This is a genomic window from Sediminibacterium sp. KACHI17, from assembly GCF_040362915.1.
GTDB lineage: Bacteria > Bacteroidota > Bacteroidia > Chitinophagales > Chitinophagaceae > Sediminibacterium.
Genome location: NZ_AP029612.1, coordinates 269,844 through 292,077, shown reverse-complemented (window position 1 = coordinate 292,077; position 22,234 = coordinate 269,844). Strand labels below are relative to the sequence as shown.

The window sequence follows — 22,234 nt, the reverse complement described above, 5'->3', positions numbered from 1 at the left end:
GGGTTTAGAATTGACCAGTAGCTAAAATCACACTCATAACATATTTGTGTGATTTTGGAATGGTTACTATTTACCGTTGTAACTATTCGGACGGCAATCCGTATACACTGACAAGAAAACAAAACACTATGTCAGCAGAACTACAACAGTTACAAAAACAAATCGCCCGGATGCGATGGTACATGTTTATGGTATCCGGAGTATTATTCACTTTACTGCTTTTTGCCTTTACTTATCCGGAACAAAGCTTTGGCATTATCAGAGCTAAGGGCATCATTATTGAAGACAGTAGCGGAAGAGACCGTATTCTCATAGGCGCTCCTATTCCCTTTTCAAAAGACCGTGTCAGGAATGATACCAATATGGTAAGAAAACATTGGGCCAAACGATTTGGTAGTGGCAACCAATACATGGAATGGTATAAGAATTATTATCATGGTGCAGAGGGAATGGTAGTCATGAATGAACATGGTTTTGACCGTGTATTATTGGGTGATAAACTCGCCGATCCCAATATTGGAAAAAGAATGTTTGAGAGCTCGGGTGTTTTGTGGAATGATAAAGAAGGATGGGAATTAGGTGGAGCCGGCGTCAATACAACTAAAGATGGAAAGTCCAGATCAGTGATGGGTGTAGATGATAAAGACGGAGAAGCTGTTCATATAGTAGCCCTTGAGGATGGCACCAAAGGATTGATCATTGGAGGTGAAAATGGAAGGCTCATGATCGGCATGTCAAAAAAAGACGGACAATGGTTTCAGAATAAACAAGCATTTACCGGTATTAAATACTTTGACAATAATGGCAAACTGATTTGGGAGCAGCAGATGAACACAAGCTTAAAAAAGTAGCAACATAGCATACATTGTAAAATGCTTTGGTAAAGCATTTTACAATGTATGCAAAACAAAATGTCAGTTATTCAGTTTTATTTTTTCTTCAATAAAAACCTATTAAAGGTTTAAAAAAGATAATGAAAATAAATTTGTAAGGTCCAAATATAAAATCAAACAGTAACTCATCTTACTCTTGACCTGATTCATCTTCCAACCTTTTTTCCAATAGTTTCTCATAGTGATGAGATCAACAGATTTCACTTGTATAATCAATCAATTATGAGAAACTATTTTCGATTCGGAGATTACACTTTGTCTCCATTAAAAACGAATTCTTTTAGTTACAATCCAGGTTTATGGTTCTTCTGTACAATCAGACACAAACTCATCATACTTGCAGTTTTTATAAGTCTTAGCCATATGTCTGTACAGGCACAAAAAAGAAACATAACGATTCATTCAACACTGACAGATAGTATCACAAACGCTTCTGTACCCTTTGCGACCATCAGGATTTTCACAGGCGAAAAGCTAAAAAAACAAATCAGTAGCTTAGTTAGTGATCAAACCGGTTCATTTACAATCAACTTAACAGTATTCAACCGAGCTGCACTTTATTTGGAAGTGTCACACAATAATTATCACACCAAAGTGGTGGAACTTGACTTTCCATCCGAGAGGGATAGTATTCTCCAAATATCAACGATACCATTGATCAGTAGTATTCATAGTTTGGAAGAGGTCATTGTAAAAACAAAGAAACTTTTAGTTGAAACTAATCCGGATGGCATTTCATTTAATGTTTCCGGAGATCCTTCCTTAGAAACAGCACTGGCTATAGATGCACTTAGAAAAACTCCGTTTGTATCTATTACTGGCAATGAACAGATCTCTGTAAATGGTAAACCAACGAAAATATTAATGAATGGTAGATCTACAGGTATTTTATCTAATAATCCGGCTGCAGTACTAAATGCCATCCCCGCCAACCTCATCAAAAAAATCGAAGTCATCACCAATCCTTCTGCCAAATATGATGCGGAAGGATATAGTGCTGTTATTAATATCATTTCAAAAAAAATATCTGGCTACTCATTTTCGAATGGTGTTCACTTCTCAACAGGGGCTGTTTCGAAAATATCAGTAGTCCCGTCTGGTAGTTTTAAATTCGGAAAATTCGGTTTAAACTTTTCTGGAGGACATACGGAATCCAACGAGATAGTATGGTCTGAATCTTATTACCAATCACTAGACCGAACTGCCGCCTACTCAAAGAGAAATATTCATTCCATTGGGGCTACCAGCAAAGGGTTACAGTGGGGTTCATGGGAATTAAGCTTGGATATTGATAGTGTTACCTACATAAGCGGCTATGGAGGTATAGGAGGAAACAGTAACAGACCTAAAGTTGCTGAAAATGTACACATCTACGACAACAACAATGTGATACTTACCGAGGGATTCTTTAAAACCAATAAAAATATCAGCAGTCCGTATGGAGATGCGGGGTTAGATTTTATAAAATTATCCAAGAAAACAAAAAGACAACAATTTAGCATCAATACAAACTTACAATGGAGTGATTTTCGTGATGATGCCATAAGTGATCAAATCAATAAAGGAGCAAACAATCGATTTGTCCTTAATAACAATTATTCCAAGAACAGACAATTCACTGTGCAAACTGATTACAATATACCCCTTACTCCCTATCAATCATTGGATATTGGCGCTAAAGTAATATTCAGAAATGCCACTTCAGATTACCAAAGTTTTTTGCGCAGTGATATCAATACTCCTTACATCAAAGATATCCGGAATAGCGACTACTTTACTTATGAACAACAAGTAAGCAGTATGTACCTGGTATATAGATTGAACTTGAATAGAAAAAACACAATACAACCGGGCATCAGACTTGAGCATACAAATTTACAGGGACGTTTCATTGATCATCAAACTAGTATACAACAGTTGTATTCAAATATATTTCCTTCGTTAAGTTTTGCAAGGAACTTAGGAAAAGGGATGTATCTGAGAACTTCATTTTCGAAAAGAATCAGCAGACCTGGTATCAAATATTTAAACCCATTCATCAACAACTATGACTCATTGAATATTTCCTTTGGCAATCCCAATCTGCAGCCGGAATTCACCAATAGTTATGATATAACATTCTCGATCAATAGACCTACTTATAACATATCATTTTCGGCAGGATATGATAAACAAAAAGACTTAATAGCACCGCAAATGAGTTTTGATGTTTTATCAGGCGTAGCAAGCAATACATATAACAATCAAGTAAAAGCGGACCGGCTTTCTGTTTCATCATTTCTTTCGTACGATAAAGGAAAATTTTCAGGCAATCTGGTCTTAAATGGATATTACTACAACCTGAAAAATAAAAGCACGAAAACTGTCTTGAATGAGGGGTTTACAGGACGTATTCAAATGAATGTATTTTTTTTCCCCTCACCAACGATCCGACTTTCGTTGAATAGTTCACTCATGTTCCCTACGATACTTCCACAAGGGAGCACCAACAATTTCCTATGGTACAGTGTCTTTTTAGATAAATCCTTTTTCGGGAAAAGGTTATCGCTTGTGTTAGGCGTAAATAATATTGCTGAAAAATATTATCATAAAAGAACAATGCTGACAGTACCCGGCACTTTTAAAAATACTTCTATTGAACATTTGCCCTATAGGCTTTTCCAAGTGGGTATTATATTTCGCATCAATAAACTCAAAGAAAATGTTTCCAGAAAAAGAGGCGTATCGGTGGATGATATTAAAAACTAAGTAGATCTTATGATCGCTAACAGCATTTTCAATAATAGAGTGGTAAGTAAACAACCTCTGGGTCTATCTACTAAACGATTATACCCGTTTAAAATCTCTCATCGTAAATAAAAACATCAATGGATCAATATGATCGCAGCGTGTGTCCTATAATTTGAAAGGCATAAAAAAAGCCGCTCCAAAGAGCGGCTATATTTTGTGGTTAACACTAAAGCGGGTGAATTACTTCACTTCAACTTCAGCACCAGCTTCTTTCAGCTTAGCAACGATATCGTCAGCTTCAGCTTTAGAGATACCTTCTTTAACAGGCTTTGGTGCACCGTCAACCAGGTCTTTTGCTTCTTTCAGTCCAAGACCAGTCAATTCCTTAACGATCTTAACTACGTTCAGTTTGCTAGCACCGCCGTTAACAAGAACTACATCGAAAGATGTTTTCTCTTCAGCAGCAGCAGCTCCACCGCCGTCGCCAGCAGCAACTACAACTGCAGCAGCAGCTGGTTCAATACCGTAATCAGCTTTCAATACATCAGCTAATTCCTGAACTTCTTTTACTGTTAAGCCTACTAGTGTTTCGGCTAATGCTTTTACGTCTGCCATTTTGTTTCAATTTTTTCCGGCTTCATATCCGCCTAAGCGAATCCGTCGGATGGTTTAAAAAAATTTGATTTTATTAAGTTGAGATATTGAAAACTCAATCCCTCAGTTAATACGTTTAATTATTCAGCGCTAGCTGAAGTTTCTGCTTGCTTCTCGTGGTGGTGCAATAAAGCAGCCAATACGCGCTTAGCAGGAGATTGCAACAATCCGATCACTTCACCGATCAATTCATTCTTCGTCTTGATCTGAGTCAGTGCTTTCAGGTTGTTATCACCAGCATAAATATCACCGTTGATGAAAGCTGCTTTTAACACTGGCTTTTCGCCATTGCTTTCTTTACGGAAAGAACTGATGATCAGAGCTGGTTCTTTCGGATTCTCAGAGAACAACAATGCAGTTACATTGTGCAGAGAATCGTATACACCTGCATACTTTTCAGCATCCAGTGATTCCAGAGCCTTGCGGATCAAAGTGTTCTTAGCCACTTTCATTTCAACCTGCTTATTAAAGCAAGTACGGCGTAATTTAGATACTTGCTCTACAGTGAGAGACTCTGTATCAGTGATGTAGAAGTTATTGTATTGGGCGAATTTCTCTTTTAAGAGCTCAATCACCTCATTTTTTTGATCTTTTGTCATATCTGATCTTTTTTATAAACCCAGGTCATTTCCCGACAACGTCGAGATCACTAGGAATTAGTTCATTAATGATTTGGTGTCTAAAGAGATACCAGGGCTCATGGTGCTGGCCATGCTAATACCTTTCAGGTAAGTGCCTTTAGCAGAAGATGGCTTCAGCTTGATGATTGCATTGATCAGTTCAGCACTGTTCTCTGCGATCTTCTCAGGAGCGAATGATACGCGACCGATAGAAGCGTGAACGATACCCGCTTTATCTACCTTGAACGCGATCTTACCACCTTTTACTTCATTCACAGCTGCTGCTACATCGTTGGTAACAGTACCTGTCTTAGGGTTTGGCATCAGGTTACGAGGACCTAATACTTTACCCAACTTACCGATCTTCGGCATTACAGCTGGAGTAGCGATGATCACATCGATATCTGTCCAACCACCTTCGATCTTTGTGATGAACTCATCCAGACCTACGAAGTCAGCACCTGCTGCTTTCGCGTCTGCTTCTTTATCAGGAGTACAGAGTACCAATACTTTCTTGGTCTTACCAGTACCGTGAGGCAATGATACAGTACCACGTACTTGCTGATCTGCTTTCTTAGGGTCAACACCCAGACGAATATGCAGGTCAACAGAGCTATCAAATTTGGTACAGTTGATTTCTTTTACGAGTGCAGAAGCTTCCTTCAGGGAATAAGCTTTGTTCTTATCCACCTTGGCTGCTGCTACTTTTCTTTTCTTAGTCAGTGACATTTTTTACAGTTTATAAGGTGAATAATTAATTGTTTTCCCAAGGGGCTTTACCTTCTACAGTCAATCCCATGCTGCGGGCAGTACCAGCAACCATGCTCATCGCACTGTTCAGTGTGAATGCATTCAGGTCAGACATCTTGTCTTTCGCGATTGCTTCAACCTGATCCCAGGTTACTTTACCTACTTTTTGACGGTTACTTTCTTTAGATCCTTTCTGAATCTTCGCAGCTTCCATTAATTGAACAGCAGCTGGAGCGGTTTTGATGATGAAGTCGAAAGACTTATCCGCGTAAACAGTGATCAAAACAGGAACTACTTTTCCCATTTTGTCTTGGGTTCTAGCATTGAATTGCTTACAGAACTCCATGATGTTGATACCCTTCGAACCAAGGGCTGGACCTACGGGAGGTGCTGGATTGGCTTGTCCGCCTTTAACCTGCAACTTCACATAGCCGGTGATTTCTTTGGCCATTGCTTTTTGATTTAATTGGTGATAACGTCTCGCCTTATGGCGGAACTCCCAAACTCAATCATTCTTTCGAAAAAAGAACTTTTGGGGCGGCAAAGGTAGGGAGATGAAGGGGAATTTCAAAGAAAAAGAGAGGAAAAGCTACAGGCTTCAAGTTACAAGCTGCAAGCTCAAAATAGAAATATATCTAATCAATTGATAATCAAATAAAAAGGTGCGGCTCCTATGAGCAGCACCTTTTTATTTCTCACTTGTAGCTTGCGGCCTGAAGCTTGTAGTTCAAAGCTTACAGCACCAATATTCCCGCCGCCTGTATCACGATCTCCTTCTTGGGTTCTGTGATCTTGGCAATCTCTTCTTTGCTTTTACCCGCATCTTCCGCATAATGCTTCAGCTGTTTTACGGATGTGGTGGTCAGCGTACCTACTCCATCGATCACTACTTTCTTACCATTCAGTACAACAGGTACTGCAAACTTGTGATCTTTCATTTTTACCATCAAATTACCATTCGGTGATTCAACCTTGATCCAACATCCCTCTTTCTGACATACCTCTTTCACAATACCAATGATCTTTCCTTCCAGTGGTTTTCCGTCTCCTCTTGATTCAAGTAATTTTACATATTGCTCCATACTCACTGCATTCTCAGCAGTAGTTACTTTACCAAAAGTTGCACCCGCATCAGCAGGCACTTGGGGTGGCTGGGCACTCAGCGTGTTTACAGTAAGAATTAAGGAAAAGGCGATCAATAACTTTTTCATACTCCCTTTTTTATTATTAATGAATTGGGTAATTATTATACTGATACAAAGATAGGATCATCTATTTTAAAGTTTAGTGCCGTTGGTCATATTACCCATATCCTTGCCTCCTCAGTTTTGTATCATATTGAAATCCATAAAGAAACTACGAAAACAGATCATCATTATTTTTTTGAGCGCGATTTTCATATTAGACGCATTACTCTTCGTATTTATTTTTTCTTTCGTCTGCCCCAAAACCTAATGCCAATTCTTTGAGTTGATAAGTAATTCGACGGATAGGAATATCTCTATAATTAGATAGTACAATAACAGTCAGATCATCATTACGGTAATAATGAAAATTGGAAATAAACCCATTCATGGTACCACCATGTCTGATCAGGTCTCCACTACCCTTTCCTTCTTGTAAACTTTGATAAGGTTGAATACGGAAGCCATAGCCATAGTAACCCCAATCTTTTCCTGCTCCATCAAACATTGTTGAGAGACTTCGTCCGTTGATTAACGCTAATCGAGTCAGCTTTTTTTTCCACTTGAAAAGATCAAATACTGTTGAGTAGATATCTCCTGCTCCAAAAGCATACGCAACTGAATTATGCACCCTTCTAAAAATCCCATTCACTTTTCTATATCCGATTGCCCTGTTAGCGGGTACATCTATCAACCGCTCTATACCTGTATACTGCATCTCCGCTTTCTCAAAGATAGATTGCTGTAAATACTGCTGATAATTTGTACCTGTTACTGCTTCAATAATCATAGCCAATAAAGCAAAATTGATGTTCGTATACTGGTATTTTTCACCCGGCTTAAAACTTCTTTTGGATGTATTTATTATCGTAAGTAATTCTGCCGGAGTAATATCCATTATTTCATACTTAGTGAGGTTATCAAAACTTGCTTCAAGCCCAGACTGTTGTTTCATCAAGTGATGAATGGTCACCCCATCTGATAGCTCTTTTTTTAACCCTGGCAGATAGATGGCGATGGGAGCATAGAAATCCACTTTTTCCTCTTCTACCAGTTTCATCATCGCAACTGCTACAAAAGATTTAGTTAATGATCCGATTAAAAATTGTGTACGAATTGTATTGGGTATCCCCTTCTCAACATCAAACATCCCATATGCAGCATGATGTATCACTGAATCCCCTTTAGCCACTAGTACTGCTCCTTGGAAATGAGTATCGCTTAGAATGGATTGCATATAGGCTTCCATCCTTTCATTTTTAATTTCACGGACCAAATGACTATCATCCCTTTCACTATTTACAGATTCGAGATCCATCGAAAACAAAACGCTGGCAATTTTCCATTCATCATTTTCTTTAATAAGCCCCCAGCTCTCCTTTCCCCAATTTCCTTTTTTACCATTCACCCAAAAACTATAATCAAATGTTACAGACCCAACCGATTCATCTGTCACTATCACGGGGTTGCGAAATTTTTCTTCTTTAAACCCTGATGCAGAGACAGACCTGAACCATGTTTTATAGTCAGACACTTTGTATCCCAATGCTTTTTCATCTTTCTGCAGTCGTTGCTTTTGTGTAACGGGTTTCCATACACCTACCCATGTTACAGGAACATCGGCAAAAAAAGAATACATACTAACTGAATCACGGGTTTGAATGGCTTTCATAAACCTGCTTAAAAGCACATTAATTTTTTTATGATCACCAGAATGGTCTTGCGATTTTCCACTAACATGTATCCCCAATATCAAAAAGAAAACGATGTAGAGACGACTGAGATTTGTGTAATATTTATTCATCGTATGTATTTTTTCTTTGACCAATAGCATATCCATAAACGAGTTCTTTTAATTTAAACGTGATATCAAGAATTCTTAGATTTCTATAATTGTTTAAAAGAATAATTGTCAAATCATCTTTATCATAATAGTGGTAGTTAGCGCAGAAACCGTTCATTACACCACCGTGTCTGATAAGTTTTCCGGGATCAGTAAACATATCATACCTCATATATGATTGGGTGCGAAAGCCATATCCGTAATTCCCATTTTCCTTTACTCCTCCATCGAATAGCAGATCCTTACTTTGATTTGACACAATCCATCCATGCTGTAATGCATAACCCCATGTAAACAGATCACCAACCGTAGAATACATATCAGCAGTTGCAAACGAATAAGAAATTAAATCTTCGATCCTTCGTACTTTACCATCTACGAGCCTATACCCATTTGCCTTGTGTGGAGCAGGACTAAAAAGATGACTTATTCCCGTTGATGATAATTGCAAGGGGGTAAATAAATGTTCTTTCATATACTCCTCATAGTTCTTTCCGGAAAGCTTCTCGATGATGAGCCCCAAAAGCATAAAATTCAAAGATGATATTTCGAATTTCATACCCGGCTCAACTCGTCTTTTTGTTTTATTGATCAGCGCAAGTAATTCTTTAGGACTAATCTCCATTAACTGGTATTTAGTTACTGAATCAAGATTAATAGCTAGTCCGGATTGATGTTTCAATAATAAATGAACAGTTAATCCTTTGGCGAGATCTTCTTTTAGTTCAGGCAGGTAATTAACAACTGGCGCAAAAAGATTTAATTTGCCCGCTTCTACCAGTTGCATAATTGCAATACTTACAAATGATTTACTAAGCGATCCCAGCAAGTACTGTGTGTTAAAATCAATAGGTATATTTTCTTCCCGATTGCGCTTGCCGTATACAGACTTATGAATAATTGTGTTACGTTTTACGATCAGGGCTACTCCCTGAAAATTCGATGTATCTACAAGACTACTTAGGTATTGATGTATCTGGTCATGCAGTATTTCTTGAGTACTGTTGACTTGCTTTATGATATCAATGGATCGTATATTTTTAATACCGCCGGTACGAAGAAAAGTTTGACCACTCACCGTATTCACCACTAGAAGGAAGATCATCACGCGAAAAATCAACATGTAGGTTATCGTTTTGGCAAATCTCTATATCAATCACACCATGATTGCAGCATATTCTTCGAAACGGGGCCTATCGAAGACAAACAATACATATTCACTTGAGCAACCGAAACGCATCATTTTGTATGCGATTTCCGCTATTTCGTCTATAATGGCTGACCGGATAATAACATTTTTCTATTTTTATTGATATCACTTACCTGATGAAATTGAAAAAAGAAAACAGATACGTATTACACATTCTATTCTGGCTGATCATTTATATTGTATACCTCACTCAATATCTATTCAATGAAAGATCGGATACACTTAGACATCAATTCAGTACATCAGAAAGGGCAGTTACTGTTTTCATTCATCTTCTAGCAGTTATAGCAGTCAGTTATTTAAGTACTGTTAGAGTACTTCCTTTCCTACTCGACAAAAAACAAATCATACGCGGCATCGTTGAGCTGTGTATCGGAATTTATACAATTGCAATACTTAACAGGGTTTTAGTCATCTATGTACTAGAACCGATACTAGGGGGGAATTTTGGCGAGCAGGAATCGATATGGAAAATATTTAGCCAGTTTTCAATACTATTGAACTACTACATCATTAGCATAGTTTCCGGGGCGCTGCCATTTATCATTTTTTATCTGTTGATAGATAGACAACGTATTTTGAGAAAGCAGGCAGAGATCGAAAAAGAAAAGATAAGCGCTAGATTAGAAGCGCTTAAAGCACAGATCAACCCTCATTTCTTGTTCAACACCCTGAATAATATTTATTCTCTCGCCATTCAGCAATCTACTGAAACAGCATCAACCATTGACAAGCTTTCACAACTACTTGACTACCTATTGTACAGATGTAATGCCAGCTATGTTTCTTTAGACAATGAAATTCAGTTTCTTAGAAATTATCTTGATCTTGGCAAAATGCGATTTGGCGATCGTTTAAGTATTCAATTTTCACATGAAAAAGATCAACAATACAGGATAGCTCCATTGTTATTAGTTCCTATCATTGAGAACATGTTTAAACATGGGGCTGAACAAACTACAGGGCCTATCATATTTTGTATCACATTAAAAGCTGAAAACAATCAATTAACTTTAATAACCACTAATAATTTCATGTCCGGTGAAAATAAGGATACGGGTATTGGCTTGACAAATCTCAAGCAAAGACTTGAGATACTTTTTCCCGATTGTTATTTGTTAAGGGTAATAGATAGAAATGAAATCTTTGAAGTAAAAATGCAGGTTCCATTGGTATGAATGCAACATGTTTAATTGTAGATGATGAACCCCTGGCTATTCAATTATTGCAGAAGCATGTTCACGAATCAGGGTTGCTGGAGCTGAGTGGCTCTTGTTCAAATGCTATGGAAGCCGCCGCTTTCCTTAGAATCAACAAAATTGATTTACTTTTCCTCGATATCCAGATGCCTAAATTGACAGGCATAGAACTACTCAGAATACTAAAACCTGCACCTCCAGTAATTTTCACCACCGCATATCGAGACTATGCAATGGATGGCTATGAACTCGATATAGTTGACTACCTGTTAAAACCCATCAGTTTTGAGCGCTTTATGGCCTCAATAGAGAAATTTTACAGAAGATGGAATCATAATGCTGCTGACGATGTACAGAAAATACCATTACAATCACAAAAAATATTACTGCTTCAATCCGGTACAAAAACCTATCAGGTAAGTGAACCAGATATTCTTTTTATCGAAAGTTTTAAAGATTATATCCAACTTCATTTTATTGATGGAAAAAAACTGATGATCAAATACAGGATCGGACAGTTGGAACAGGAACTATCTTCTGATTTTTTGCGTGTACATAAATCGTATATCGTTCATAAAAAGAAGATTACCATTTTTAGTAATCACCAGATTGAATTAGGCAGTTTCTCTGTTCCAGTTGGAAATCATTATAAAGGAGTTTTGGAAGACTTACTAAAGAAATAAAATCCATCTATGCGGTTAGCAGGACTTCGGCTTATTGGTAAACAATTCAATTACAGTATCCGATAAAAATTTCAAGTAATTTTGACGACTCATCTTTTACTATGGAAAATGCTTCATTATTAGGCAAAGTCATTATCAGTACTCCAGATATCAATGATCCCAACTTTGTCAATACTCCTATTCTATTAGTTGAGCATAATGACAGAGGTGCTGTTGGTTTCGTTCTTCATTTTCCATTGAAACGAAATCTGAATGAACTGAGTGAGTTTATCAATTACCCACCTATTCCTATTTTTATTGGCGGTCCTGTAGATCAGGAGAATCTTTTCTTCCTACATCGGAGAGCCGACTTGATTGAAGGTGGATTATGGATCAAAGATGACCTGTATTATGGAGGCGATTTTCAACAGGTATTGATGCACTTAAAAAACCAAACACTTACTGAAAAAGATATTCGTTTATTCATTGGCTATGCCGGATGGGATCCTCAACAATTGGAAGATGAGATCAAAGAAGGAAGTTGGATCATTTCAGAACATCCCACTTCTTATGTGTTTGATTGAGAAATATCATTTTCAATAAATTGAATCGCTTTTGTGATGCCATCCTCTTCTTTTAAGCGGCGGGCAAGCTCTTCTGTAGATGTGTAAAAAGTTGAGTTATGTAAAAGCTCCCTTACCTTTTCATTCAATATCTTTTCGTTTATTTTTTTTAATGGAACAGGTTTAACACCCCAACCATTTTGATGCACTATATTTCCCCAAAACAGCTGATCACCAAATGGATAAAGTATTGGGCAAATGAACATAGGTTTACCTGCGCTTAAGCAGGCAGCGGTTGTTCCTACACCTCCATGATGGACAACTGCTTTTACATAGGGTAGCAATACACTGTGAGGTGCTGCGTGAATCACTTTCACCCCATCAATAATCTCAAGATCATTGGTATCATTCAACCCCCATCCCTTAATTACTAGAACCCTGATTTTTTGTTGGACAACAATTGATCTGATCAAATTTGTAAGTCCAACTTTATTTTCGAACGGCATACTGCCGAATGTTATAAGCAATGGGGGTTCTCCTGATCGTAGGAATTGGACTAGATCTTCGTCTAGAGATTGTTGACTTTCATCCAACCAAAATCCAGTAAAATAACTATTTGAAGGATAATCATCAGGCCTAGGCAATACATGTTCGCTTATTCCATATAAGGAAGGGAGTGATGGTTTTACAAATATGGCTGATAGTCCTGCTTTCTCGCGAATAGCTAAAATGGGCTTCTTCCACATTTTTAATCCCAGCTCAGTCAAACGATAAGTAAATCTATTCATCATTGACGGCAATCCCAAAGCACTGAAAACAGGATTAGGAAAGGCTTTAGTAGGTTCCCCTGCAGGAATCACATCTGTTCTGATCATTTTACCAGGAAATCGATCAGCGAAATAGTCACAGAGTGTTTTAATATGGAATAAGACTTTATCGTTTTCTTGTGCAAGTTGATAAAAGGTTTGAAATGCATCACTCATCTTGGGAAAGATCGTATCACGTAAATACCTCTTCATCCGAAAAGGATTCTTCATGATTTTTTTTGCATCGTCTGATTCAATCAATTCCTGAAAATCAATCTCAACAGGTACAAAACGCAGTCCATAAGAAGTCACCAGCTTTTCAAAATTTTTGGCTGTGCTTAATACTACATCATGCCCACGTTGCTTTAGCGCCTGACCAAGAACAGCATAGGGTTGGACATCACCTCTGGTGCCCAAGGTAAGGATAGCGATCTTCATGAAAAATATTTATGATTGATTGTTTTCTATGAGTCGCTATCGTCTCAAAAATATTAAGCTTGTAATAAAAAAAAATTCAAGCACCTAACAAAGTCTGTATGTCAAACTTCTGCATTTTTAAAAATGCCTGTATGACACGAGGTCCTTTTTCAGGATCGCTCATTAATTGAGGCAGCATAGATGGAACAATTTGCCAAGAAACACCAAATTCATCTGCCAGCCAGCCACACATATCATAACGACCATTTTTACCCAATGTTTCCCAGAAATAATCGATCTCTTCCTGAGAATCGCATTCCACTACAAAAGAATTACCTGGCGAAAAATCATAATCGTGTTGGAGCGTACTACTCATGGCATTCATGATAAATCCATTGAGTTTGAATTGTGCAAATAACAAACTGCCATCAGGCATCCCTGCTTGAGGTGGATATGCCATATCCATTAATAACATAGATGGTTTGAACACAGAAGTATACTTTTCTCTCGCAGCATGCACCCAACTATTTTTCGAATTCACAAACAAGAGGTTTGGAACGATCTTTTGTGGACTATTGATCGCTTCGACATCCAGTTGCCAGTTCACACCAAAACGATCTTCGATCCAGGCATAACGTGGACTCCAGTCATATTTATCCAAGGGCATCATTACTTTGCCACCTTCTTTCAAAAGATCATATAATCTTTCGATTTTATGTTCGCCATCGCAATACACAAAATAAGAGATGGCCGGTGTCATTACATATTTGGGGCCGCCATTCAACATCATAAAGGTCATACCCCCTATCTCAATACGACTAACAATAGCGTTCGAGTCTAGTAATTTTGCATCGTCAAATACATTACAATAAAAGTTTGCAGCTTCTGCGGCATTGTTATTGAACCACAAACAAGGATAGATTGTTCTTTTCATACAGGTTGAATAAACGGTGAATATTAATGTTTACCAATTTTCTTCATTAGATCTTCCAGATAATCGATTTGCATTTCTTGTATCTCCAATAATTTTTTATTTTGGTGCACCAACAGATGATCGATTTTCTCACTCAGTAATTTGATCTCTAATTCTGCCTTTAAATTGATCTTATAATCATGCTCGGCTCTTTGTCGGTCTTTCTGTTCTTGTCTGTTCTGACTCATCATGATAACTGGCGCCTGTATGGCTGCAATACAAGAAAGCATTAAGTTCAATAAAATAAACGGATAAGGATCAAATGCTTTATTTGCGAGTATCCAAACATTCAAAATAATCCATCCCGCCAAAAAACAGAAAAAAGAAATGATAAAAAACCAGCTGCCGCCAAATTCGGCGATACGATCAGCTAGTCTTTGTCCGATCGTTACATTTGTATCTATTTCCGGTTCAATATTCTCTGCGTAAATCAGATTGTCTTTCATAGCCTGCATAACATCCTTATCCAGTAAAGCCAACTCTCCTTTTTCCTCCTCCACTAATTGAACCAGGTAAAGTCTTCTGTACTTATTCAGTTCTTCTAAAGAGATGCAGCTCTCATTGGTAAAATCAGGATATTCAGTTCGTATCAAATCAAAGATCGCAGGGCGGATCTCATGACCTCGAATCAATTCAAATTCCCGGATTGGCTGTTTAGTAAAATGACTGATCGGCATGGCTATTTGTTTAACTGATGATTGTTGATAGATTCAATATGCAAAGCGTATGTCTCTCACATCAGTTAACAATTTAAACAATTATTTTCCAACAAGTATCCCATACGCATCAGGTATACTAATTCCTTGGAATCCATGGGTCAAACCATACATCAATAAAAAAATCATAATTACCCCAATAGACAGAATGATCCCTGATTGAATGCCTGCATCCTTATGCCTACTTTTCATCTTCTGATAATGAATCGAAGCGAGGTGTGCGAAAAATGAAAATATGGCTAAAGAATAATAAGGAATAAAGAATAAGTTGACTGGGAAATGATTCAGTCCTGCTGCACCAAAATAAAAATTGGTATCTAATTCCAAGATGAATCTGCCTACCATCATTGCTGATAAATGAATCACAAAAAATATTGCCAAGTATAACCCTGACCACAGTTGTAATTTTTCATAAAAACCTTTCGCGGTTTTATATTTTGATCTGTAGAGTTGTAACCCAGAGTAGATCTGAACACCGACAGCAGAGAGTAAAAGTATTTCTGCAAAAATGTTACGATAGATTTTTCGCAACTGAGTCATCATGTCTATATGCTTTTCGATGCTGATCAGACTAACTGTATGGTTGATCAAATGAAGCGTCACAAACAAGGCGATCGTCACACCGGAATAATAATGAATTCTTCGGGTAAGCATATGTGTAAGGGTTAAGCAGAAAAATCGAAGTTACTCAACCCGACAAAAAGAGCCTTACCACTCATGTATCGATAAAAAAAGGCTATCCGGAGTGGATAGCCTTTTCATTATTTAAGAAGAAAAATCTTAACTCAGTTTTTCTACCTGCATATAGTTCAATTCTACAGGTGTAGAGCGACCGAAGATCTTTACAGTTACTTTCAATTTTTTCTTTTCATCATTCACTTCTTCGATCACGCCGTTGAAGTCGTTGAAAGGACCTTCAATGATCTTGATGGTTTCTCCGATAATGAATGGTTCACTCATGGTAACACCCTGATCATTCATTTCATCTACCTTACCCAACATCTTATTCACTTCACTTTTACGAAGAGAAATGATATTTCCTTTAGAACCTTTACCATCTGTCAGGAAGTGCATGACGTTACTGATATTACTGATGTGCTGAACCATGTCATCATTCAGTTTGCCATCCAGTACTTCCATCATCACATAACCGGGGAAGTAGTTTTTTTCGCGCATCACTTTCTTACCATTCTGCACTTTGTATACTTTCTCCATGGGAAGGAAGATCTGCTTGATCACTTCTTGCCAGCCACTGCGGATAATATCTTTATCTAGATACTCTTTTACCTTACGCTCTTTACCACTCACTACACGCAAAACGTACCACTTGGTATTATCCTGTGGTGTTTCTGTGGTTTCAACAGTGTTATTATCGACTACTGATGCTTCCATGTTCTGTTACTTGAATAATGAATAAACCAGTTTCAGCAACTGATTGCTGGAGAAATCCATCACCCAAACCAATGCGGTGATGATCACAGTAGCTACCAGTACAATAACGGTACTCTGCTGAAGTTGTAACCATGTAGGCCAGGTCACTTTCTCCATCAGTTCCTGATAGCTTTCTTTGAAGTATGTGGTGATTTTGTTCATGTTCTTTGGTTTATGGTCCATGGTCGATAGTCCATGGTAAAACTCGTTTTCCTGACCATGGTCTATGGTCTATTAACCATCAACTTATCTCAGCACGGGCACTAGGATTCGAACCCAGATCAAAGGTTTTGGAGACCTCTATACTAACCGTTGTACTATGCCCGTAGAAAGCTAAAAGCTATCCGCCAGAGACGAACAGCTTTTAGATTATGTATGCAAATATAGTAAAAAAACCTATTTGCTTGAAGCTAAAAGCTTGCTGCTTATAGCTTATTTGATGATTTCAGTAACCTGACCGGCACCTACTGTACGTCCACCTTCACGGATAGCGAATTTCAGACCTTTCTCCATCGCGATCGGCTGGATCAGTTTTACAGTAAGGTTGATGTTATCACCAGGCATTACCATTTCAGTTCCTTCTGGCAAAGTAACTTCACCAGTTACGTCAGTAGTACGGAAATAGAACTGAGGACGGTACTTATTGAAGAATGGAGTGTGACGTCCACCTTCTTCTTTGCTCAGTACGTAAACCTCACCTTTGAAGTCAGTGTGTGGAGTGATAGAACCTGGCTTACAGATTACCATACCACGACGGATATCTTTCTTTTCAATACCGCGGAGCAACAGACCTGCGTTATCACCAGCCTGACCTTCATCCAACAGTTTTTTGAACATTTCAACACCTGTTACAGTAGAAGAAAGAGGAGCATCCATCAGACCTACGATCTCAACAGCTTCACCTACTTTAATGATACCACGCTCGATACGACCTGTAGCTACAGTACCACGACCAGTGATCGAGAATACGTCTTCTACAGACATCAGGAATGGCATATCTACTGGACGTGGAGGCAATGGAATGTAAGTATCTACAGCTTCCATCAGCTCTTCAACGCATTTAACCCATTTTTCTTCACCAGCCAAAGCGCCAGTTGCAGAACCTTTGATGATTGGAGTGTTATCACCATCGAAACCGTAAGAAGATAACAGTTCGCGGATCTCCATTTCAACCAGCTCCAATAATTCAACGTCATCAACAAGGTCAACCTTGTTCATGAATACTACGATACGAGGTACACCTACCTGACGAGCAAGCAGGATGTGCTCTTTTGTTTGTGGCATCGGACCATCGGTAGAAGCCACTACCAGGATCGCACCATCCATCTGGGCAGCACCGGTAATCATATTCTTCACATAGTCAGCGTGACCAGGACAGTCAACGTGCGCATAGTGACGGTTAGCAGTTTGATATTCTACGTGAGCAGTATTGATAGTGATACCACGCTCTTTTTCTTCAGGAGCGCCATCGATCTCATCATACTTCTTAGCCTGTGCCAGACCTTTCTTAGATAAGATGTCCGTAATGGCAGCAGTCAGGGTGGTTTTACCGTGGTCAACGTGACCAATAGTACCAACGTTTACGTGAGGTTTCTCCCTCTTAAAGGTCTCTTTAGACATTTTTATCGGTTTTTAGTTGTGTTTTAAAAATCTAAGGCTTTCGCCACTTGTTTATTTTTTGCTTATCCGCCCCTGCGAATCACATTTCATACATCACTTTGAGCCGTTAGTGAGAATCGGACTCACGACCTCTTCCCTACCAAGGAAGTGCTCTACCACTGAGCTACAACGGCTTTTATTCTTTTCAGCTGTTGTCTTTTTTTAAGAACTCACGACCTTCCCGATTGCATCGGGATGCTCTACCACTGAGCTACAACGGCTTATTTTTCAGCTGTTGTTTCTTTAAAGAACTAAAAAGAGCGGGAGACCAGGCTCGAACTGGCCACCTATAGCTTGGAAGGCTATCGCTCTACCAAATGAGCTACTCCCGCTTAAGTCTTTTTCAAATGCTTTTAAGAACTTTTGAATGCTGTAGCAATGTTTTCATTACTACTTTATTCCGTGGGCAGGAGAGGATTCGAACCTCTGAAGTCGAAAGACAGCGGATTTACAGTCCGCCCCATTTGGCCGCTCTGGAACCTGCCCTTTTCATTTGCTGCTGACCGAAATCAAAAGCAAAATGAAAATGAGCCGAAGATGGGACTCGAACCCGCGACCTGCTGATTACAAATCAGCTGCTCTACCAGCTGAGCTACTTCGGCTTGTTTACCTTTTGTTCAGTAGTAATTCGTTTAAAGGTCCGCGACCTTCCCGATTCCATCGGGATGCTCTACCAGCTGAGCTACTTCGGCTTGTTTACCTTTTGTTCAGTAGTAATTCGTTTAAAGGTCCGCGACCTTCCCGATTTCATCGGGATGCTCTACCAGCTGAGCTACTTCGGCTTGTTTACCTTTTGTTCAGTGGTAATTCGTTTAAAGGTCCGCGACCTTCCCGATTTCATCGGGATGCTCTACCAGCTGAGCTACTTCGGCTTGTTTACCTTTTGTTCAGTGGTAATTCGTTTAAAGGTCCGCGACCTTCCCGATTTCATCGGGATGCTCTACCAGCTGAGCTACTTCGGCTTGTTATTTAAAAAGCGGTCAATTCGAGCGGCAAAAATCCAATTCTCTGACCTGCTTTTGCTGTAAAAAATACAAAGAACTACCCTTTTTTGGGATGGCAAAGGTAATGGAAAACTTTATTCAGCAAAATTTTGATTGGAATTTTTTCGGGTAGTTATTAACAAGTTGGGAAAGCTGCATGCTTCAAGCCGCAAGCTTCAAGATTTTGAGTGCCAATTGTAGCTTGCAACTTGTGGCTTACCGCATAAAAAAACCCCGGCTTTTGACCAGGGTTTTTGAAGTTTTTTAGGCTGCTAATTTTTCTTTTTTTCGTTTGATCTGTGATACAATGGATTCCATGGCCGAGTCGAAAGACTCTTCGAATGACTTTGAGGAGGCTTTTACAAAAAAATCATGCCTCGGAACATGCACTCTTATCTCCACGATTTTGTCTTTGATCGTATGCACTACATTATCCAATTTCAAGAACACATCCACTTTCAAAATTCGATCATGAAAAGTGTTCAATTTTTGGAGTTTACGCGAAACATACTCTACCAATTTGTCATCTGCATCAAAGTGCACTGTTTGAATGTTAACGTTCATAGCAACTCACGTTTAATCGGTGAAAAAATTATTTGAAAGAACTTATTTCTGAAGTCATTTTGCAGTCTTCCTGCTTTTCTTTTCAGCACTTACAAGTTAATCTTTTCCGTTCACAAAAAGAAGAAAAAAATGGTAATTTTTTGAGCAGATATTAAGATGACAAATGACTGTTGACAGTTGACAGGAATTCAAGGTTTTAGGTATGAGGATTGACGTGATTTGTGGGTTGAGATGGTTAGTGGGCCTGGGCAATAGTCCATAGTCCATGGTCCATGGTCGATAGTCCATAGGTTATTGTTCATCGTCAGTGGGGGATGGATAAAAAAAATCGCTAGTGGATACCAATACCTACACCTGCTTACTATTCGCAACAAACCATAAGCTATGGACCATGGACTATACCCCCCTCACGCCTTAGGATGCGCCTTCTTAAACACTTCTTTTAATTTCTCAATCGTATTATGTGTATACACTTGTGTAGCGGCGAGACTGCTATGACCTAATAATTCTTTGACTGCATTCAGGTCGGCTCCATTATTCATCAGGTGCGTAGCAAAACTATGCCGGAGAATATGCGGACTTTTTTTCTGGATGGTGGTTACTGCAGCGAGGTACTGCTTTACAAAAGCATACACTTGTCTGGGTTGCAGCGACTTACCCTTTTCTGTTTGAAACAATTTAGGTCCTGCAACAGGTTTGTCTTTGATATAAGACTGTAAAGCTTGCACCAGATCCTGGGATATTGGAATGATCCTTTCTTTATTCCCTTTACCCAATACCTTGATCTGAGATAAAGACGCATCCAGTTGCGATTCCTTTAAGCCGATCAATTCACTCAAACGCATTCCTGTGCTATAGAACAACTGCATGACCAACTTTTCGGTTCTCCCCTTCCAATCATCTGAAAATTCTACATGATCGAACAAAGTGCGGATATCTTTTTCCTCGACAAAGACCGGCAGTCGCTTATTCAACTTTGGTGAAACGATGGTGGTCATTGGCGATTGCGCAATCACACCATTCTTCAACTGGTATTTAAAAAAAGACTTGAGTGCGGATATCTTACGGTTCAAACTTCTGCTCTCCATTCCATCCTCTTTCATTTCTGCTAACCAACTGCGAATGAACATGGGTGTTATTTCAGGAACTGACGGTCCATCAAACTGACTGGATAGATACGCAAAGAACTGCTCCAGATCCGTTTGGTAAGAAATAAGCGTATGCTGGGAATAGCGCTTCTCGAAACGCAGGTGATCTAAAAAAGGTTGTATGACCGGGTAGACAGATTGGGACATAAAAAAAGTAGCCTAAAGTTACAAAACTCAGGCTACTGAATATATTCGGATGAAAGAAGGTGATTATCCTTCGATCTTGCCGCTTGCGATCTGCTGCTTATAGATGGCTTTCAACACCTCACCACGACGTCTAACTGACGGCTTAGTGAATGCCTGACGCTCTCTTAACTGTAACAATACTTTGCTCTTTTCGAACTTCTTCTTGTACTTCTTGAGTGCCTTGTCGATGTTTTCGCAATCTTTTGAATCAATGATAAGCATAACGATTATACCTCCTCGGGTGTTTTTTAGGAGTGCAAAGATAGAGGTATCATGATAAATATGCAAATCCTTTTGAAAATTTTTGATCTTTGATTTCTTGAATTCTTGATTTCTCGTTTGGGCTTTTCGGATTAAATCAAAAAATCAAAGATCAAAAAATCAAAGATCCATCTACCTTGCGCTTATGTTTACAGGAATCATAGAATCTATTGGCAAAGTCGTTTCACTAGAGAAAAACGGATCTAATATCAGTTTTTGGGTAGAATCCCCCATTTCCGGAGAATTGAAGATCGATCAAAGCGTGAGTCATGAAGGCGTTTGCCTGACCGTTGATCAGCTTACCCAAGGACAGCATAGGGTTACCGCGATTGAAGAAACCCTGAAAAAGACCAATCTATCCGGCTGGCAGCCGGGCAGCATCCTGAATCTTGAAAGATGCATGGTGATGAATGGACGCCTGGATGGACATATCGTTCAAGGCCATGTTGACTGTACCGCTACTTGTACCGAAAGAAAAGAACTGGCAGGGAGCTGGGAGTTCCGCTTTCAGATACCAGAAACCTATGCTCACCTGATTATTGAAAAAGGTTCCATTTCAGTAAATGGTACTAGTCTGACTTGTTTTGCTATCACCAACAATAGTTTCAAAGTAGCTATCATTCCTTACACTTTCGAACACACCAGTATCCAACAGGTGATGGAAGGCAGTGTCGTAAATATTGAATTTGATATTCTGGGGAAATATATTGAGCGGATGAGGGAGTTGAATAGATGATGATTTCAAATCAAAAGTCAAAAGTCAAAATTAAAAGCTAGATCTC

At 38.8% G+C, this 22,234-nt stretch carries 24 protein-coding genes, 5 tRNA genes and 1 pseudogene; 7 read left to right on the top strand and 23 right to left on the bottom strand.

What is annotated here, in order from left to right; translation table 11 throughout:
• Nucleotides 1-128: 128 nt before the first annotated feature.
• Nucleotides 129-851: a hypothetical protein gene (locus tag ABXG83_RS01180; protein ID WP_353549667.1), complete on the top strand. Its 723-nt coding sequence runs from the start codon at nt 129-131 to the stop codon at nt 849-851.
• Nucleotides 852-1,256: 405 nt separating this feature from the next.
• Entirely contained in the window at nt 1,257-3,641 is a 2,385-nt protein-coding gene (locus tag ABXG83_RS01175) for a TonB-dependent receptor (RefSeq protein ID WP_353549666.1), read from the top strand.
• 222 nt (nt 3,642-3,863) lie between these two features.
• Here the strand turns inward: ABXG83_RS01175 and rplL are convergent, their stop codons facing one another.
• The 7 genes from rplL to ABXG83_RS01140 form a co-directional block, all read right to left on the bottom strand.
• On the bottom strand, nt 3,864-4,238 hold the full coding sequence (gene rplL, locus ABXG83_RS01170; RefSeq protein WP_133475421.1) for a 50S ribosomal protein L7/L12: 375 nt from the start codon (nt 4,236-4,238) through the stop codon (nt 3,864-3,866).
• Between the two features lie 119 nt (nt 4,239-4,357).
• Complete coding sequence (gene rplJ / locus ABXG83_RS01165; protein WP_353549665.1) at nt 4,358-4,876, bottom strand: 50S ribosomal protein L10; 519 nt, start codon at nt 4,874-4,876, stop codon at nt 4,358-4,360.
• A gap of 57 nt (nt 4,877-4,933) precedes the next feature.
• Entirely contained in the window at nt 4,934-5,626 is a 693-nt protein-coding gene (gene rplA / locus ABXG83_RS01160; RefSeq protein ID WP_353549664.1) for a 50S ribosomal protein L1, read from the bottom strand.
• 25 nt (nt 5,627-5,651) lie between these two features.
• A complete protein-coding gene (gene rplK / locus ABXG83_RS01155; RefSeq protein WP_353549663.1) occupies nt 5,652-6,098 on the bottom strand; it encodes a 50S ribosomal protein L11 in 447 nt (148 codons plus the stop codon).
• A gap of 283 nt (nt 6,099-6,381) precedes the next feature.
• On the bottom strand, nt 6,382-6,858 hold the full coding sequence (locus ABXG83_RS01150) for a DUF4920 domain-containing protein (RefSeq protein ID WP_353549662.1): 477 nt from the start codon (nt 6,856-6,858) through the stop codon (nt 6,382-6,384).
• Between the two features lie 199 nt (nt 6,859-7,057).
• The gene (locus ABXG83_RS01145; protein WP_353549661.1) at nt 7,058-8,503 is read right to left on the bottom strand and encodes a serine hydrolase domain-containing protein; all 1,446 of its coding nucleotides are present in this window, start codon (nt 8,501-8,503) and stop codon (nt 7,058-7,060) included.
• Between the two features lie 124 nt (nt 8,504-8,627).
• Entirely contained in the window at nt 8,628-9,797 is a 1,170-nt protein-coding gene (locus tag ABXG83_RS01140; protein ID WP_353549660.1) for a serine hydrolase domain-containing protein, read from the bottom strand.
• A gap of 203 nt (nt 9,798-10,000) precedes the next feature.
• Between ABXG83_RS01140 and ABXG83_RS01135 the strand changes: the two genes are divergently transcribed.
• The 3 genes from ABXG83_RS01135 to ABXG83_RS01125 all read left to right on the top strand — a co-directional run bounded on the left by ABXG83_RS01135 (nt 10,001) and on the right by ABXG83_RS01125 (nt 12,329).
• The gene (locus ABXG83_RS01135) at nt 10,001-11,062 is read left to right on the top strand and encodes a sensor histidine kinase (RefSeq protein WP_353549659.1); all 1,062 of its coding nucleotides are present in this window, start codon (nt 10,001-10,003) and stop codon (nt 11,060-11,062) included.
• Nucleotides 11,059-11,766 carry a response regulator gene (locus ABXG83_RS01130; protein ID WP_353549658.1) on the top strand — a complete coding sequence of 236 codons (708 nt, stop codon included), beginning with the start codon at nt 11,059-11,061 and terminating at the stop codon, nt 11,764-11,766. The genes ABXG83_RS01135 and ABXG83_RS01130 overlap by 4 nt, the downstream gene beginning before the upstream one ends.
• Before the next feature lie 101 nt (nt 11,767-11,867).
• On the top strand, nt 11,868-12,329 hold the full coding sequence (locus ABXG83_RS01125; protein ID WP_353549657.1) for a YqgE/AlgH family protein: 462 nt from the start codon (nt 11,868-11,870) through the stop codon (nt 12,327-12,329).
• Here ABXG83_RS01125 and ABXG83_RS01120 read toward each other — a convergent pair.
• The 13 genes and pseudogenes from ABXG83_RS01120 to ABXG83_RS01060 form a co-directional block, all read right to left on the bottom strand.
• Entirely contained in the window at nt 12,314-13,291 is a 978-nt protein-coding gene (locus tag ABXG83_RS01120) for a glycosyltransferase (protein WP_353550750.1), read from the bottom strand. The two genes, ABXG83_RS01125 and ABXG83_RS01120, sit on opposite strands and share 16 nt — an antisense overlap.
• 45 nt (nt 13,292-13,336) lie before the next feature.
• A pseudogene (locus tag ABXG83_RS01115) lies at nt 13,337-13,552 on the bottom strand (glycosyltransferase); the annotation flags it as partial.
• Nucleotides 13,553-13,628: 76 nt separating this feature from the next.
• The gene (locus tag ABXG83_RS01110) at nt 13,629-14,465 is read right to left on the bottom strand and encodes a VOC family protein (RefSeq protein WP_353549656.1); all 837 of its coding nucleotides are present in this window, start codon (nt 14,463-14,465) and stop codon (nt 13,629-13,631) included.
• A gap of 23 nt (nt 14,466-14,488) precedes the next feature.
• Nucleotides 14,489-15,181 (bottom strand): DUF1003 domain-containing protein, encoded by a 693-nt coding sequence (locus ABXG83_RS01105; RefSeq protein WP_353549655.1) that lies wholly within the window; start codon nt 15,179-15,181, stop codon nt 14,489-14,491.
• Nucleotides 15,182-15,262: 81 nt separating this feature from the next.
• Nucleotides 15,263-15,874, bottom strand: a complete 612-nt coding sequence (locus ABXG83_RS01100) for a hypothetical protein (protein ID WP_353549654.1) — start codon at nt 15,872-15,874, stop codon at nt 15,263-15,265.
• Nucleotides 15,875-16,000: 126 nt separating this feature from the next.
• Nucleotides 16,001-16,612, bottom strand: a complete 612-nt coding sequence (gene nusG / locus ABXG83_RS01095) for a transcription termination/antitermination protein NusG (RefSeq protein WP_353549653.1) — start codon at nt 16,610-16,612, stop codon at nt 16,001-16,003.
• A gap of 6 nt (nt 16,613-16,618) precedes the next feature.
• Nucleotides 16,619-16,813 (bottom strand): preprotein translocase subunit SecE, encoded by a 195-nt coding sequence (secE, locus tag ABXG83_RS01090; protein ID WP_178889891.1) that lies wholly within the window; start codon nt 16,811-16,813, stop codon nt 16,619-16,621.
• A gap of 93 nt (nt 16,814-16,906) precedes the next feature.
• Nucleotides 16,907-16,978 (bottom strand) — tRNA-Trp (locus ABXG83_RS01085).
• A gap of 105 nt (nt 16,979-17,083) precedes the next feature.
• Nucleotides 17,084-18,271, bottom strand: a complete 1,188-nt coding sequence (tuf, locus tag ABXG83_RS01080) for an elongation factor Tu (RefSeq protein ID WP_353549652.1) — start codon at nt 18,269-18,271, stop codon at nt 17,084-17,086.
• Nucleotides 18,272-18,372: 101 nt separating this feature from the next.
• Nucleotides 18,373-18,444 (bottom strand) — tRNA-Thr (locus tag ABXG83_RS01075).
• A 125-nt stretch (nt 18,445-18,569) separates the two neighbouring features.
• Nucleotides 18,570-18,642 (bottom strand) — tRNA-Gly (locus tag ABXG83_RS01070).
• A 71-nt stretch (nt 18,643-18,713) separates the two neighbouring features.
• Nucleotides 18,714-18,796 (bottom strand) — tRNA-Tyr (locus tag ABXG83_RS01065).
• Between the two features lie 43 nt (nt 18,797-18,839).
• Nucleotides 18,840-18,912, bottom strand: a tRNA-Thr gene (locus ABXG83_RS01060).
• A gap of 63 nt (nt 18,913-18,975) precedes the next feature.
• Between ABXG83_RS01060 and ABXG83_RS01055 the strand changes: the two genes are divergently transcribed.
• A complete protein-coding gene (locus tag ABXG83_RS01055; protein WP_353549651.1) occupies nt 18,976-19,338 on the top strand; it encodes a hypothetical protein in 363 nt (120 codons plus the stop codon).
• A 219-nt stretch (nt 19,339-19,557) separates the two neighbouring features.
• Here ABXG83_RS01055 and raiA read toward each other — a convergent pair whose 3' ends face one another.
• From raiA to rpsU, 3 genes are all read right to left on the bottom strand, one after another.
• Nucleotides 19,558-19,857: a ribosome-associated translation inhibitor RaiA gene (raiA, locus tag ABXG83_RS01050; protein WP_353549650.1), complete on the bottom strand. Its 300-nt coding sequence runs from the start codon at nt 19,855-19,857 to the stop codon at nt 19,558-19,560.
• A gap of 407 nt (nt 19,858-20,264) precedes the next feature.
• Nucleotides 20,265-21,152 (bottom strand): site-specific tyrosine recombinase/integron integrase, encoded by an 888-nt coding sequence (gene xerA / locus ABXG83_RS01045; RefSeq protein WP_353549649.1) that lies wholly within the window; start codon nt 21,150-21,152, stop codon nt 20,265-20,267.
• 63 nt (nt 21,153-21,215) lie between these two features.
• Nucleotides 21,216-21,413 (bottom strand): 30S ribosomal protein S21, encoded by a 198-nt coding sequence (gene rpsU, locus ABXG83_RS01040; protein ID WP_133475437.1) that lies wholly within the window; start codon nt 21,411-21,413, stop codon nt 21,216-21,218.
• Between the two features lie 184 nt (nt 21,414-21,597).
• Here rpsU and ABXG83_RS01035 point away from each other — a divergent pair, with 184 nt between their 5' ends.
• The gene (locus ABXG83_RS01035) at nt 21,598-22,188 is read left to right on the top strand and encodes a riboflavin synthase (RefSeq protein ID WP_353549648.1); all 591 of its coding nucleotides are present in this window, start codon (nt 21,598-21,600) and stop codon (nt 22,186-22,188) included.
• Nucleotides 22,189-22,234 lie beyond the last annotated feature (46 nt).

What these genes read in the sequence shown, in the direction of transcription:
- ABXG83_RS01055 (WP_353549651.1), top strand. Translation starts at nt 18,976, where the DNA reads ATGCTCTACCAGCTGAGCTACTTCGGCTTGTTTACCTTTTGTTCAGTA.
- xerA (WP_353549649.1), bottom strand. Translation starts at nt 21,152, where the DNA reads ATGTCCCAATCTGTCTACCCGGTCATACAACCTTTTTTAGATCACCTG.
- secE (WP_178889891.1), bottom strand. Translation starts at nt 16,813, where the DNA reads ATGAACAAAATCACCACATACTTCAAAGAAAGCTATCAGGAACTGATG.
- ABXG83_RS01180 (WP_353549667.1), top strand. Translation starts at nt 129, where the DNA reads ATGTCAGCAGAACTACAACAGTTACAAAAACAAATCGCCCGGATGCGA.
- ABXG83_RS01175 (WP_353549666.1), top strand. Translation starts at nt 1,257, where the DNA reads ATGTCTGTACAGGCACAAAAAAGAAACATAACGATTCATTCAACACTG.
- ABXG83_RS01100 (WP_353549654.1), bottom strand. Translation starts at nt 15,874, where the DNA reads ATGCTTACCCGAAGAATTCATTATTATTCCGGTGTGACGATCGCCTTG.
- ABXG83_RS01120 (WP_353550750.1), bottom strand. Translation starts at nt 13,291, where the DNA reads ATGAGTGATGCATTTCAAACCTTTTATCAACTTGCACAAGAAAACGAT.
- ABXG83_RS01105 (WP_353549655.1), bottom strand. Translation starts at nt 15,181, where the DNA reads ATGCCGATCAGTCATTTTACTAAACAGCCAATCCGGGAATTTGAATTG.
- nusG (WP_353549653.1), bottom strand. Translation starts at nt 16,612, where the DNA reads ATGGAAGCATCAGTAGTCGATAATAACACTGTTGAAACCACAGAAACA.
- ABXG83_RS01150 (WP_353549662.1), bottom strand. Translation starts at nt 6,858, where the DNA reads ATGAAAAAGTTATTGATCGCCTTTTCCTTAATTCTTACTGTAAACACG.
- rplJ (WP_353549665.1), bottom strand. Translation starts at nt 4,876, where the DNA reads ATGACAAAAGATCAAAAAAATGAGGTGATTGAGCTCTTAAAAGAGAAA.
- tuf (WP_353549652.1), bottom strand. Translation starts at nt 18,271, where the DNA reads ATGTCTAAAGAGACCTTTAAGAGGGAGAAACCTCACGTAAACGTTGGT.
- ABXG83_RS01130 (WP_353549658.1), top strand. Translation starts at nt 11,059, where the DNA reads ATGAATGCAACATGTTTAATTGTAGATGATGAACCCCTGGCTATTCAA.
- rpsU (WP_133475437.1), bottom strand. Translation starts at nt 21,413, where the DNA reads ATGCTTATCATTGATTCAAAAGATTGCGAAAACATCGACAAGGCACTC.
- rplA (WP_353549664.1), bottom strand. Translation starts at nt 5,626, where the DNA reads ATGTCACTGACTAAGAAAAGAAAAGTAGCAGCAGCCAAGGTGGATAAG.
- ABXG83_RS01110 (WP_353549656.1), bottom strand. Translation starts at nt 14,465, where the DNA reads ATGAAAAGAACAATCTATCCTTGTTTGTGGTTCAATAACAATGCCGCA.
- rplL (WP_133475421.1), bottom strand. Translation starts at nt 4,238, where the DNA reads ATGGCAGACGTAAAAGCATTAGCCGAAACACTAGTAGGCTTAACAGTA.
- ABXG83_RS01125 (WP_353549657.1), top strand. Translation starts at nt 11,868, where the DNA reads ATGGAAAATGCTTCATTATTAGGCAAAGTCATTATCAGTACTCCAGAT.
- ABXG83_RS01145 (WP_353549661.1), bottom strand. Translation starts at nt 8,503, where the DNA reads ATGAAAGCCATTCAAACCCGTGATTCAGTTAGTATGTATTCTTTTTTT.
- raiA (WP_353549650.1), bottom strand. Translation starts at nt 19,857, where the DNA reads ATGAACGTTAACATTCAAACAGTGCACTTTGATGCAGATGACAAATTG.
- ABXG83_RS01140 (WP_353549660.1), bottom strand. Translation starts at nt 9,797, where the DNA reads ATGTTGATTTTTCGCGTGATGATCTTCCTTCTAGTGGTGAATACGGTG.
- ABXG83_RS01035 (WP_353549648.1), top strand. Translation starts at nt 21,598, where the DNA reads ATGTTTACAGGAATCATAGAATCTATTGGCAAAGTCGTTTCACTAGAG.
- ABXG83_RS01135 (WP_353549659.1), top strand. Translation starts at nt 10,001, where the DNA reads ATGAAATTGAAAAAAGAAAACAGATACGTATTACACATTCTATTCTGG.
- rplK (WP_353549663.1), bottom strand. Translation starts at nt 6,098, where the DNA reads ATGGCCAAAGAAATCACCGGCTATGTGAAGTTGCAGGTTAAAGGCGGA.